Origin of the sequence: Pseudomonas sp. efr-133-TYG-103a, assembly GCF_030209235.1 — a bacterium.
Lineage (GTDB): Bacteria > Pseudomonadota > Gammaproteobacteria > Pseudomonadales > Pseudomonadaceae > Aquipseudomonas.
Genome location: NZ_JARVSK010000032.1, coordinates 1 through 12,240 on the forward strand (window position 1 = coordinate 1; position 12,240 = coordinate 12,240).

General features: G+C 62.1%; 11 protein-coding genes. 2 read left to right on the plus strand and 9 right to left on the minus strand.

Translation table 11 applies throughout. The features are described 5' to 3' along the window. Positions 1-298: 298 nt before the first annotated feature. Together QRN36_RS23195 and QRN36_RS23200 are read right to left on the minus strand one after the other, a co-directional pair. Entirely contained in the window at positions 299-1,066 is a 768-nt protein-coding gene (locus QRN36_RS23195) for a response regulator transcription factor (protein WP_285426200.1), read from the minus strand. 150 nt (positions 1,067-1,216) lie between these two features. After that, the gene (locus QRN36_RS23200) at positions 1,217-1,687 is read right to left on the minus strand and encodes a prepilin peptidase (protein WP_285426201.1); all 471 of its coding nucleotides are present in this window, start codon (positions 1,685-1,687) and stop codon (positions 1,217-1,219) included. Between the two features lie 75 nt (positions 1,688-1,762). Here QRN36_RS23200 and QRN36_RS23205 point away from each other — a divergent pair, with 75 nt between their 5' ends. Together QRN36_RS23205 and QRN36_RS23210 are read left to right on the plus strand one after the other, a co-directional pair. After that, positions 1,763-2,221 carry a TadE family protein gene (locus QRN36_RS23205; protein ID WP_285426202.1) on the plus strand — a complete coding sequence of 153 codons (459 nt, stop codon included), beginning with the start codon at positions 1,763-1,765 and terminating at the stop codon, positions 2,219-2,221. Next, positions 2,211-4,964, plus strand: coding sequence for a PAS domain-containing sensor histidine kinase (locus QRN36_RS23210; RefSeq protein WP_285426203.1), 2,754 nt, complete (start codon positions 2,211-2,213; stop codon positions 4,962-4,964). Before QRN36_RS23205 ends, QRN36_RS23210 begins: the two co-directional genes overlap by 11 nt. Before the next feature lie 33 nt (positions 4,965-4,997). Here the strand turns inward: QRN36_RS23210 and QRN36_RS23215 are convergent, their stop codons facing one another. From QRN36_RS23215 to QRN36_RS23245, 7 genes are all read right to left on the minus strand, one after another. Continuing rightward, positions 4,998-6,860 (minus strand): pilus assembly protein TadG-related protein, encoded by a 1,863-nt coding sequence (locus tag QRN36_RS23215; protein WP_285426204.1) that lies wholly within the window; start codon positions 6,858-6,860, stop codon positions 4,998-5,000. 158 nt (positions 6,861-7,018) lie between these two features. Beyond that, on the minus strand, positions 7,019-7,585 hold the full coding sequence (locus tag QRN36_RS23220) for a DUF4136 domain-containing protein (protein WP_285426205.1): 567 nt from the start codon (positions 7,583-7,585) through the stop codon (positions 7,019-7,021). Between the two features lie 43 nt (positions 7,586-7,628). Continuing rightward, positions 7,629-8,252 (minus strand): DUF4136 domain-containing protein, encoded by a 624-nt coding sequence (locus QRN36_RS23225; protein WP_093464794.1) that lies wholly within the window; start codon positions 8,250-8,252, stop codon positions 7,629-7,631. A 20-nt stretch (positions 8,253-8,272) separates the two neighbouring features. Continuing rightward, positions 8,273-9,022: a methyltransferase gene (locus QRN36_RS23230; protein ID WP_285426206.1), complete on the minus strand. Its 750-nt coding sequence runs from the start codon at positions 9,020-9,022 to the stop codon at positions 8,273-8,275. Next, positions 9,019-9,324 carry a nucleotide pyrophosphohydrolase gene (locus QRN36_RS23235; protein ID WP_285426207.1) on the minus strand — a complete coding sequence of 102 codons (306 nt, stop codon included), beginning with the start codon at positions 9,322-9,324 and terminating at the stop codon, positions 9,019-9,021. The genes QRN36_RS23230 and QRN36_RS23235 overlap by 4 nt, the downstream gene beginning before the upstream one ends. A 243-nt stretch (positions 9,325-9,567) precedes the next feature. Next, positions 9,568-10,425, minus strand: coding sequence for a MaoC/PaaZ C-terminal domain-containing protein (locus tag QRN36_RS23240; RefSeq protein ID WP_285426208.1), 858 nt, complete (start codon positions 10,423-10,425; stop codon positions 9,568-9,570). Between the two features lie 63 nt (positions 10,426-10,488). Continuing rightward, the gene (locus tag QRN36_RS23245; RefSeq protein ID WP_285426209.1) at positions 10,489-11,844 is read right to left on the minus strand and encodes a 3-oxoacyl-ACP reductase; all 1,356 of its coding nucleotides are present in this window, start codon (positions 11,842-11,844) and stop codon (positions 10,489-10,491) included. Between the last annotated feature and the right edge of the window lie 396 nt (positions 11,845-12,240).

A 12,240-nucleotide genomic window follows, 5' to 3' on the forward strand; every position in this document is an offset into this window, starting at 1 on the left:
AGCCAACAGTCTTTAACGCCCCTTCGATCTACGGCGTACCACCCGACGCTTTCCCAGCTGAAGCCGGTCCTACAGACGCTGCGGGCTTTCGTAGGACCGCCTTCAGCCGGGAAGAGGCCGGTATAGGCTGTGGAGATGCAGCAGGCGTGAATCTTCGCGAGCAAGCTCACTCCTACAGGGTTGTGCGTCACGTCAGACACCCTCAACTTACCCGTTGCACTCGCCCGAAAGCTGCTCCTTTTGTCAGCGGCAGAACGTGCCGTTCAGTAGCAGCTTGGCGGGAGGCCGTCAGAGGTGTTCAGTGCGCCGTCACGCGCCCGCGGGCCAAGGCGTTGTTGGGCGACATGGCCAGCGCCAGTTGCGTGCGGTTGTGCATGTGAGTCAGCCGCAAGACCTGCGACACATACAATTTGACGGTGTTTTCGGTGATGCCCAGCTCACAGGCAATCTGGTAGTTGGTCTGGCCTTTGCCGACCAGTTTGGCGACGTCCAGCTGACGCGGTGACAGCTGCTCGAAGATGGCGGGCATTTCGAATTCGCTGTCGCTTTCGGTCAGCACGGGTTGGGCGAATCGCCGGGTTCTGTCCAGGTCCTGGCAGAGGTCGTCGATCGACGCGGCCAGAAATTGCAGCTTGTCGTTGAGGTGACCCAGGTGCTGGACGTTTTTGCCCCTTTCCGCCAGCGACTCTTCCTGCCGCTGCACGCCCACCAGCAGCTCATTGAGGTCGACCGGCTTCTGGTAGTAATCAGCGATGCCCGCCCGCAACGCCTTGATCACGTCCTGCTTCTCGGCCTGGCCGGTGAGCATGATCGACTCGAAGATCCGCGTCTTGCCCGCCAGCAGCTTCATCGCTTCGACCAGTTCGATGCCGTTGAGGCCTGGCATGTCCAGGTCGCACAGCACGATGGCGATCTCGGCGTCGTCGCGGAACCGCTCAAGCGCTTCGCGACTTGAATAGCAGGAGACACAGCGATAGCCGCTGCCTTCCAGAAACTCACTGATTTCGTCGACGATGAGTGGCTGGTCGTCGACCACCAGCACTTTTACAGCCGAAAACTTGTTCACTCGCTACTCCCTGCTGCGGCTACAACTGACCGAAACCCGGTGCCATGTTGTCCATCATCACGGCCATCCAGAAGGACTTCACTGTCCGGGCGTACGGATAAACCTAGCCGCACTTACCGACGATGTACATAGAGTGAACCGGCCACACGACTAGTGGATAAAGGCCACGGTCATGGCGAAACCCAGGAACAGGAACGGCACGAATGGGTGCTTGTTTGACGTTGTCAACAAAAGACCGGGATAACGCCGTGTAAGTCGTTGACCCATAACGGGCGCGATTTTTTGACGCGTCAGCAGCCAGATCACATTCGTCACGCCAGCGCCGATAAACGTCCCGAGAATGTGCAGGCTGTCGCTGGCCAGGGCGACGGCCATCAGAACCTTTACATCGCCTGCGCCCAATCGGCTCAGGGCATAACCGGGCAAGGTCATGGCCAGTGTCAGTAACAACGCCCAACCCGCCTGATCCATCGGCGCGCCGAGCCAGCCGTGGCCGTTTATCAGCAGGTAGACCAGCGCGATCAGCCCTCCCGCAAAGCTCAGTCCATTGGAAACCCGTCTGGCGCGGGCGTCCTGGTCCGCGCACAGGGCGAACCAGAGCAGTAGGAAAAGTAAATTCATTGAGTAAAAAACGTCCTGTTTTCTGGAAAGAATCTATGCTCTTTGCAAGGTAGCACTGTCAGGGCAGACGTCGGCATGCGCAGGATTTCCCGCAACTTTTCTCCATCCAGGCAAAACGGTGCCGCTGCCATCGAGTTTGCGCTGGTCTTCGTGATTTTCTTCGCTGTTTTCTATGGGCTGGTCGCGTACAGCCTGCCGCTGCTGATGATGCAATCGTTCAACAATGCCGCCGCCGAAGCGGTGCGCCAGAGCGTTGCCATCAGCCCCAGCGTCGCTGGATACAAGGGACTGGTGACCAGCCAGGCCAACGATGCGCTGAACAAGCAGTTGGCCTGGATTCCCTCCGCCTTCGGGTTCAGCGTCGGCACGAATACCGCTGTCACGTTCGACGGCAAACTGCTGAAGGTCAGGATTGAATACCCCAAGAGCAAGCTGACTCAAGTCATGCCGGTGCTGACGCTTCCGTTGATCGGCGACGTGCCCAATCTGCCCCCTTCTCTCACTGCTGAAGCGAGCCTGCAACTTGCCCCTTAAAAACGACATCAACCGCTGGCTCGGTCGCGCCGACGCGCCACCGCAGCCTTTGCCCGCGCAAGTGGAGCCTGCTTCGGTCAGTGCAGACTGGCACATGCAGCTGGACGAGGAAGGGCGCGTCACGGGTATCAGCAAACCGATGCGTGCCGCGTTGGGGATTGCCGCAGCGCCGGTGCCTGCGCAGCGTCTGCTGGGCTACCTGATGCCCAGCAGCGCATTGGTGGTCGAAGGCGTTCCGCAGGACTGGCTGGGCCACATGCTCGATCTGGATTTCAAGCGGCCCAACGGTCAGATTCTGCACACGCGGGGCTGGGTTCAGGCTCAGGGACAGCACTGGCTGCTGCAGTTGCTCGACATCGGCGATTTGATGGAAGAGGCGAACATTGCTCAGAGCCGTCAGCAGTGTCTGCGTCTGGCGGGGCAGTTGGCGGAGAAGGTTCGCGGCTGTCATCTGGACCGGTTGCAAACGGTCGCCGCCGAGCAGCTCGAAGAGCTGGCGCAAAGTTACCGCGTGCCTTGCCTGGCGCTCGCGTTGCCCGAGCCCGGCGCCACCGGGTGGCGCATCTACGCGCATTACAACGCGCACACCGCGCCGCAGTTATGGCAGGACGGGCAGCGGCTGGGAACCGATCTGGACTCGCTCGCCGGCACGGTGGTTCATCAGATCGATTTCGAGCGTGAGAGCCCTCTGGCGCATCTGCAAAATGACTTCGGCAATACCGAAGGTTTTCTGGTCCCGCACCACAAGGAAGGCATTGCCAAGGCCTGGCTGTTGTTTGGTTTCTACAACGCCGCTGGGCAGGCGCCCGACCTGGGCGATCGTGAATGGATGAACCTGTGTTCGGCGCTTGCCGGCCCCATTCTGTATCGCCAGGCCGATCAGGCGCACCGGCATCAACTGGAGCGTCTGGCGGTCTTGCAGGACTTGCTGGGAACGGGCTGGTGGGAATTACTGCCGGACAGCGGCGAGGTGCAGTTGGCGCCACAGCTGGCGCGAACCCTGGCCCTGCCTGAGCAAAGCGATGTCCTGTCCCTCGAACAATGGCTGCAGCTCATCCATCCCGCCGATCGACATGAATTCGAGAGCCGCCTGACCCTGCTCAGCGACCACGGCACGCCGATGCTGGCGTGCGTCAGGCTGCAACAGCAGGACGGCGACGCACCGGTCTGGTTGCGCATTCAGGGGCAAGCGCTGGGCAGCGGGCAAACGCGTCGGGTGTTGGGCTTCATGCTTGACGTCAGTGACATCAAGAATCAGGAAACCGAAGCGGCCGCCGCCCATGCGCGACTGGATAACCTGATCGCCAGCTCACCTGCGGTGATTTACGTGCTGGAGTACGACCAGGGCAGCCTCGAGCCCACCTTTTTCAGCGCCAGCCTGACGCCATTGCTGGGTTGGACTCAGGCCGAATGCGGCGACGGCCTGCTCACGCAATACATTCACCCCGAAGACCGGGACATCTGGTTCCAGCGCACGCGCCAGTTGCTGCGCGAAGGCGTTGTCAGTTGTCGATACCGGTTGCGCGACAAGAAGGGCGAATATCACTGGCTGCTCGACGAGGCGCGTTTGCTGCGCGACGATCTGGGCATGCCGGTCGAAGCCGTGGGTTTGTGGCTGGACGTTACCGAGGCCACGCAGGCGACTGAGCGGGTGCGCGAGAGCGAGGAGCGTTATCGGATTCTGGTCGAGGACTCTCCCGCGATGATCTGCCGCTACACGCCGGATCTGGTGCTCAGCTTCGGCAACCGCCCGCTGGCGGACTATCTGGAGTGCACCCCGCAGCAATTGCCCGGGGTGAATCTGGGAGAGTGGTTTTCCGCCGAGCAAAAGGCCGCTTTCCTCAAACGCATCGCCGAGCTGACCCCCGAGTCGCCGATGGGCAACGCCGAAGTCTGCCTTGAGCTGCCTGGCCGCGAGCATGCCTGGTGGGTGTGGGCTGATCGCGGCGTCTTTGATGAAAGCGGCAAGCTGATCGAGATTCAGGCGGTGGCGCGGGACAACACTGAAATTCGCCGTACCCGCATGCAGCTCAACCAGAGCGCCAAGATGGCGACGCTGGGCGAGATGGCAACCGGTCTTGCGCACGAGATCAACCAGCCACTCAACGTTATGCGCATGGCGGTCGTGAACGTGCTCAAACGGCTGAGCAATGGTGAGGTGGAAATCGACTATCTGACCGACAAACTCAACCGCATCGACACCCAGGTCCAGCGCGCGGCGCGGGTGGTCAATCACATGCGCGTGTTCGGTCGGCGGTCGGAGATCGAGCAGCAGCTTTTTGACCCGATCGACGCGGTGGAAGGCACGCTGAACATGCTCGCCGAGGGCATGAAGGGCAAAGGCGTGGAACTGCGGGTCGGTGATGCGGGACCTCGCGTGCAGGTGCGTGGGCATGTCGATCAACTGGAGCAGGTGTTGATCAACCTGATGGTCAACGCTCGTGACGCGCTGCTGTCCAGACAGGAGAAAGACCGCAGCTTCGAGCCGTGGATCGCCCTGACCGTGGAGCAGGATGCGCAGACGCTCTGGCTGGTCGTGGAGGACAACGGCGGCGGCATCGACCCGCGCCTGCTGGAACGTATCTTCGAGCCGTTTTTCACCACCAAACCTGTCGGCGTCGGCACCGGGCTGGGATTGTCGGTGAGCTACGGCATCGTCGAGCAAATGGGCGGACGGCTGAGCGTCAGTAACTCCAGCGAGGGTGCGTGCTTCCGGATCGCCTTGCCGATCGTGCGCGAGTGAGCGCCATTCACCTGCGCCGCCGTACCTCGTCTTTCAGATCACCAGCACTGCCTGTGCGGGGTGGCAACTGAGGTTCGCGCCCACGTTGACGTTGGCGATGTTCACGCCGAGATTCTTCAGGACGATGTTCAGCAGCGGATCGAGCAGCGGGCCGATCAGTGTGCCAAGCAATCCGGTCACGGTGCTGACGAGCACATTGATTGCCCCAGTCACCAGATTGAGCACGGCCCCGAGCAGGCCGCTGTTGCTCGCTGTGTGCAACACCAGTGGATTGTTCAGGCCGGTCCCCAGTTTAGTCACGATATTGGGGTCGCCGTTCAGCGCCAGTACGGGCGAGGGCGGTGCTCCGATTTGTGCCGGCGCGGTGAAGTTCAGCGTGGTCCGGTTTGCCGCAACGGGGAGATTGACCAACAGCCCGGCGCCTCCGCCGCCGAAATCCACTCGCGGCGTTCCGGTGCGCACGTTCAACAACACCAGTTCCTGAGGTGACGGCAGGTCCTTGAGCGACGAACTCCAGACGCTGCCATCGATCTTGCCGATCTTGAGTTTGATCAGCGCCGTGTTGGTGTCCGCAGCCAGGGTCTTGGTCGCATCGGAAGCACAGGTAAAACCCGTCACGTGGCTGTTCGAGCTGGCGGCTTCCAGGCTGATGTCGAGCGTCAACGGGGCGGGCGCGATCTGAACATCGGCGTTCAGCAGCGCCAGCAAAAGGCTGATCGTGCTGTTCGCCAGATTGAGCGCCGGGCCCAGCGAACTCAGGTCCACAGTGGTCAGCGTCCGCACTTGCGCGGTGCGCACGTAGATCTGGTTCGGGTCGTTGCTGTTGGCGGTCGCCAGTCGCGGATCCCCGGCGGCAGAGAGCTGTGACGCTTCGACGATCTTCACTTTGGTGCTCACTCCCACCAGCCCCAGTACGTTGGCAGGCACTGTGGCATAAAGCGCGCTGTTGCTGTTGGCGACCTGCACGAAGCCCTGAACCAGACCGAAGACGTTCAGGTTGGTGTTGAGGCCCGCGGAGGGCAGGCCGGTTTGCAGGTTCAGCAGGTTCTGAAGCTTGATGGTGGTGCCGCTGGCGATGGTATTCACCGCGCCCAGGCCATTGAGCGCGACCTGCACGGCGGAGTCGTTCTGCGGCAGAACCGTCGCTGCCGTGCTGAGCAGCTGTTTGATGGAGATGTTGGTCGCCAGCAGCGAGGTGTAATCGCCCGCTTTGGCATTGATATCGAGGGCCAGACGGTCCAGGTAGTTGAGCAGGTTGATGTTGGCGTTCGCCAGGCCATTCCAACCCGCTGCGCTGATATTGAGCGTGCCGCCGAGCAGTCCACCCCACAGCGTGTTGAGCAGGCCGGCCTGGGTGCTGTCGACGGTGGCCAGGGTGCTATTGATCGTCAGTTGCGCCAGCGGTGGCAAAGGCGGCGTTGCCACTGCGACGGCGCTGAGCTGGATGTCCGCCGGGGTCGGCTCGCTGTCGAACAGGGCACCGATACCGGCGGCGATGCTGCGCGCCACCGTGTGGCTGACGATCACCTGAATCGCGTCCGCTTTGCTCGCATCGGCGGTGAAAACCCGTCGGCTGTTGGCATCGCTGGTCAGCGTTCCGCAGCGGGTGGTCATGCTGCGCGTGTTGTCGCTGACGGTGAAGCCATTGCGCGTTGCGCTTTGCGTGGCGTAGCCGGTGGCTGTATTGCCGCCGCTGCAAGCGCCGAACAGGCTCGCCGCTTCGAGCGCGGCCATATCGGCGACGCGCTGCAGATTGCGCTTCTCCAGAAACAGACGGCCGCTGTCGATCACCACCAGCATGAACATCAGTGCGAGCGCCATGGTCAGCGCCGCGAGCAGTCCGATCGCGCCCCGCTGCCGATCCCGCCGGGGGCCACAGTACATCAGGGGAGACATCCAGCACTCCTTCGGCAAAGCCGTCGCTACTCACCCGAGTTTGAAGGGAGTGTAGTTGGCGTGCAGGCAGTTACAAGCGGCACGCTACAGGCTTCAAGCAGGTTCGGTGCTTGAGTCTGCAGCGTGCGGTGCAGGGAATGCGGCGACTATTTGGGCGACTATCGGGGCGGGTATTGCTGGAGGATTTTCTGCACGGTCTGGCGCAACGCCAGCTCACGCGCTGCCGGGTTGGCGGTGCCGTCATTGACGACCTGTTCGGTGCTGCCGCGCCAGACCAGCTTGCCGTCCTTGCCATCGAGCATGTCGATCTGCAGCGTCGACACCTTGTAATCGACGTTACGCGTCTCGGAACCGATTGGCCCACCCCAGTAACCGCCCCACGGATTGCCCCAATAGCCGCCACCGCCATAGTTGGTGGTGACCATTTGCTGGCGATTCTCGACGATCAGCCACGCCTGCACCTGCACATCGGCACGGGCGCCGGGTGCCGCCATGCGCAGCCCGCGCTGGTCGAGCTGTTCGCCGACCGACTGGCGAATGCGCTGTTCGGTCAGGTCGCTTTTGATGCGGGGATCGTCAGGTTGATATTGCAGGCCGGGTTCTTTCCAGGCCCAGGTTCGATAGCCACCGAAATCCCGCTGCGCGTCGAAGTCACGGTTGACCCGATCGGTCTGGCAGGCGCTGAGCAGCAGGGCGACACACACGACAGCGATACAGCGGAACATGATGATTCTCCAGAAGCACTGACTGATGAGAAAACAGCGTGGATCAGGACGGCGGGTAGGCGGTCAAGGCGCGTTGCACCGCTTGGCGCAGCGCCTTGGCGCGGTCTGACTGATCGCCGCCGCTGCTGGTCTCGGCGCTGGCGCTCCAGACCGGCTGGCCGCTGCGCGCGTCGAACATGCTGATGCTCACGACAACGACCTGCTCCTGATACGTGCGCACGATCGGCACGCTGGCGTAGCCGCCGTAACCACGCCGATAGCCATCGTAATAGCCCACCCCGGCGCCGCCGTAGTAAGGATCGTAATAATCGTCGCGTACCTGACGCAGCCGGGTTTCCATCCGCGTATTGGCCGTCACGCGCAGGTCTGCGCCTTGCGGGTTCTGCGAAGGGCGCAGGCCGCGCTGATCAAGGCCATTGCTGATGGCCTCGGCCACCTGAGAGGAATCGGCCCACATCGTGCCGGGCGGCAATTGCCCGTTCAGCCAGGTCCAGTTGCGATAGCGCCCGAAATCCCGGGGCGCTGCGGGGTACGCCGTCATGTCGATGGCATTGGCAGCTTGCGGCGGCGCCGGTGGAATGGCGGCAGAAACGGCGGTGTAAGGATTCTGGCTCTGACAGGCAGCCAGGCCAAGACAGGCAGTGAGCAAAGCGAGGCAGCGTTTCATGATGGTCTCCGCAGATAGCCTCAAACAGGTCGGCACATCCAGTGCAGATAACGTCCCAGTCCGGCAAAACTTGGGTGACGCCGATGCGCGAGCTCCATTTCCAGCAAATCTGCGAGTTCGGCCCTGGCCTGAAACTCAACTGGCATGTAATCGTGAAAAACCCGAACGCCACTCTGGGTTTCGACTCGCCACATGCCTCCAAGTTGCGCCGCTAATTCGCGCGGATCAAGAGGTTGTTGCGGGGTCAGGCTCTGTTTTTCACCGGCCAGGGTATTGCGGCGCATTTTCTTGAAATGGCCCTTGAGCAGATTGCGGTAAACCAGCGCGTCGCGGTTGTAGAACGCCAGCGACAACCAGCCATCGTTTCGGGTCAGTTGACGCAGCACCGGCAGGATCGTGAACGGCTCGGCCAGCCATTCCAGCACGGCGTGGCAGATCACCAGGTCGTAAGGCTCGCTCAGTTGCGACGGCAGATCCTGCCAGGGCGCCTGGATGAATGTGGCCTTCTGGCCCGCGTCGGCGAAACGCTGACGGGCGCCCTCGAGCATGGGTTCTGCGGGTTCGGCGAGGGTGACCTCATGCCCGCGCTCTGCCAGCCACAACGACATATGGCCCAGCCCGGCGCCGATATCCAGTACGCGAAGCGGGCGGTCCGGCAGGCTTTCCGTCAGGTCCGCCTGCAACACGGCCAACCGGATCGCGCCTTTGGCGCCGCCGTAGATTTTTTCGGCGAAGCGCGTCGCCAACTGATCGAAGTGCCGGTCACTCATTTGCTGAACCGCTGTTCGCTGTGGGCCAGCTTGGCGCGAACGACTTCGTTCATGTCCAATCCCAGCTCGCTGCACATCAGCAGCAGGTACAACACGATATCGCCCACCTCCTGACCTGCATGCGCCAGTTCATCGGCTGGCAACTGACGCGACTGGTCTTCGGTTTTCCACTGAAAGATCTCGACCAGCTCGGCCATTTCCACGCTGGCCGCCATCGCCAGGTTCTTCGGGCTGTGAAATTGTCGCCAGTCGTTGGTATCGCGGATGCGATGCAGGCGTTGAGTGAGTTCGTCGAGGTTCATGGGCAGGTCTCCTGAAGGTGCGTAGCTTCAGGGGGATGAGGGATAGACGCAAGAGGCCCGTGAGCGCAGTCGCCCGGTGTGCGGCGGGATTCGAGGTGTAGGAGCGTGGCTTGTCCCGCGATCGGCTGCACAGCAGCCGCAAAACTGGCGAATAGATTTTGCCTGATGCCACGCGACCGACAGATCTGCTGCCGCTTCGCGCCAGATCGCGGGACAAGCCACGCTCCTACGCAAGCATGACTCTTACTCCGACGCTGGCTGCCAACTCCCCGTCATGTGCACGATCCCTTCCTTGCCTTCAACCTTCAACTGACCATGAGATCCGGCCGCGCTGGCCGACAGGGTCACTTCGCTGGGCAGACGCACGGGCTTCTGGAATTCGACCGAAATGTCCACATTCGAAGCGGGCAGGTGATCATCCAATGCGGCCAGTGCCCGGCTTTTTATCCACAGGCCGTGAGCGATGGCCTTGGGGAAACCGAACAGTTTCGCGCTGGCATCGCTCAGGTGGATCGGGTTGTAGTCGCCGCTCACCTTGGCGTACTGGCGCCCGATGTCGGAAGGCGCGAACCACGTCGCCAACTCCGTCATCGGCAGTGGCTCGGGCTCACGCACCGCTTCGGGTTCACCCTCGACATGCACGCCGCGACACAACATCGTGCTCTCTTCCTCCCAAAGCAGGCCCAGCGCGTCTTCGATCTGCGTGATCAGGCTGAACGTCGCCCCCTTGGCATGGGGTTTGAGATGGGCCACCCGCACGCTGACCTGCGCCTTGATCACGCTCCCCAGCGGGCGGCGGATACTGATGCGGTTATGCAGGTGCACAAGCCCCAGCAAAGGAAACGGGAATTCCTTGTCCGTCAGCAGTTTCATCTGTAACGGGAACGCCAGCACATGGGGATACGTCGGCGGCAGGAGGCTGCCGGGCACGTAATCGCAGACCTTGGAAAAGGCCCGGACCTTCTCCGGATCCACCGACACCCAGCATCTGAGGCCCTGATCGGGCAGTTGCGTGCCGCTGACCTTGCGGCGCAGCGCGGCCTGCATGAACAGCCCGGGCAATGCCGGTGGGGCGTCCAGATAGCGCCAATGTGCACTCATCGAGTTTCTCCCGTTCTACAGACTCGTTATCAGCGGCTGCGCTGCAGTTGCAGCATAGAAGGTTCAGGCGCCGATGACGCTCTGGCCGCAGACGCGGAGCACTTGCCCGCTGACTGAGGCTGAACCCGGCTGGCTCAACCACGCCACAGCCTCGGCGACGTCCTGCGGCAAGCCGCCTTGACCCAACGAACTCATGCGCCGCCCGGCCTCGCGCAGGGCAAATGGCATGTGCGCCGTCATGCTGGTCTCGATAAAGCCCGGCGCCACCGCGTTGATGCTGATGCCGCGGGCCTTGAGCGATGGCGCCAATGCACGTGCAAGCCCGATCAGTCCGGCTTTGCTGGTGGTGTAGTTGGTCTGCCCGCGATTGCCCGCCAGCCCGCTGATCGACGCCATGAGAATTACGCTGCCGTTGTCATGCAATGCACCCGCATCAATCAGCGCCTGAGTCAGCACCTGTGGGGCGTTCAGATTGACATTGAGGACCGAATCCCAGAGGTCGCTCGTCATGTTCGCCAGCGTCTTGTCCCGCGTGATGCCGGCGTTGTGCACGACGATGTCAATGCCGCCGGGAATGTGTTCGATCAACTGGGTGGCGGCGTCCGGCGCACAGATATCCAGCACCAACGCCTGACCGCCAAGACGTGCGGCGAGGGCTTCCAGGTCCGACTTGGCCTGTGGAACATCCAGCAACACAATATCGGCGCCATCTCGGGCAAGGGTCTCGGCAATCGCGGCGCCGATGCCTCGTGCGGCGCCGGTCACCAGCGCCTTGCGCCCGGCCAGCGGGCGACTCCAGTCCTGCACCTGATGAGAACAGGTGCTCAGGCGGATCACCTGCCCGGATATGAACGCGCTTTTAGGCGAAAGGAAAAAGCGCAGTGCCCCTTCGAGCTGATCTTCGGCGCCGTCTTCCACTTGCAACAGCTGAACCGTGCTGCCGTTGCGCATCTCCTTGGCCAGCGAGCGACTGAAGCCTTCGATGGCTTGCTGAGTGCTGGCTGCCAAGGGATCGCTCTGCGTATCAGGCGCGCGGGCGAGAATCACGATGTGCGCGCTGCTCTCCAGCTTGCGCAGGATCGGTTGAAAGAACTCCCGCAGCTGTGACAGTTGTGAGGCGTGGCGCAGTTCACTCGCGTCGAAGACCACGGCCTTGACCTTGGATCCTTGCTCCGCAGACCAAGGATGAGCGCCCGTCACCGCGCCGCCAAAGCTGAGCAGTACGTCGGTCATGCGCGGCGCAAAGCTGCTCACGCGCTCGGCCAGCGGGCCACCACTCAACAGCAAGGCGCCTTCCACCGGCCGCAGACGCCCGGCCTGCCAGCGTTCCAGACGTGCAGGGGCGGGCAGCCCGACAGCTCCGACCAGCTTGCGACCGATGTCCGAGTTGACGAAGTCAATGTAGCGATCGGATGCCATGGAACACTCTCCTTGAGTCTGGGTTCAAACCAGTGGACCACATTGATATGTAATAGGTCCTACGCTGTTAGCTGCTAAAGCTTGTAGGGTGAGCCAGCTGTCTTTAACGCCCCCTAAGAGCTACGGCGTAACAGCCGGCCGGTCCTATGGGAAGCTTGCAGCGTCTGTAGGACCGGCTTTAGCCGGGAAGGCTGCGCAGCAGTCGCAAAATCAACCACCGCGTTATGCCTGACACACCGCGTTCTTCGGTTTTGCTGCCGGTCCCCGGCAGATCGCGGGCAAGCGCGCTCCTACGGTAAGTGCAACAACTCGGGGTTCTGGGAAAAATTGGACCTTCAACCAACTGATATCCGGTGGGCGTGAGCTTGCTCGCGATCGCTCTTGGACAGGCTGCAC

Bases quoted from the DNA above. Each gene is read 5' to 3' on its own strand.
- QRN36_RS23200 (WP_285426201.1), bottom strand. From the start codon at position 1,687: ATGAATTTACTTTTCCTACTGCTCTGGTTCGCCCTGTGCGCGGACCAG.
- QRN36_RS23205 (WP_285426202.1), top strand. From the start codon at position 1,763: ATGCGCAGGATTTCCCGCAACTTTTCTCCATCCAGGCAAAACGGTGCC.
- QRN36_RS23215 (WP_285426204.1), bottom strand. From the start codon at position 6,860: ATGTCTCCCCTGATGTACTGTGGCCCCCGGCGGGATCGGCAGCGGGGC.
- QRN36_RS23220 (WP_285426205.1), bottom strand. From the start codon at position 7,585: ATGTTCCGCTGTATCGCTGTCGTGTGTGTCGCCCTGCTGCTCAGCGCC.
- QRN36_RS23225 (WP_093464794.1), bottom strand. From the start codon at position 8,252: ATGAAACGCTGCCTCGCTTTGCTCACTGCCTGTCTTGGCCTGGCTGCC.
- QRN36_RS23230 (WP_285426206.1), bottom strand. From the start codon at position 9,022: ATGAGTGACCGGCACTTCGATCAGTTGGCGACGCGCTTCGCCGAAAAA.
- QRN36_RS23235 (WP_285426207.1), bottom strand. From the start codon at position 9,324: ATGAACCTCGACGAACTCACTCAACGCCTGCATCGCATCCGCGATACC.
- QRN36_RS23240 (WP_285426208.1), bottom strand. From the start codon at position 10,425: ATGAGTGCACATTGGCGCTATCTGGACGCCCCACCGGCATTGCCCGGG.
- QRN36_RS23245 (WP_285426209.1), bottom strand. From the start codon at position 11,844: ATGGCATCCGATCGCTACATTGACTTCGTCAACTCGGACATCGGTCGC.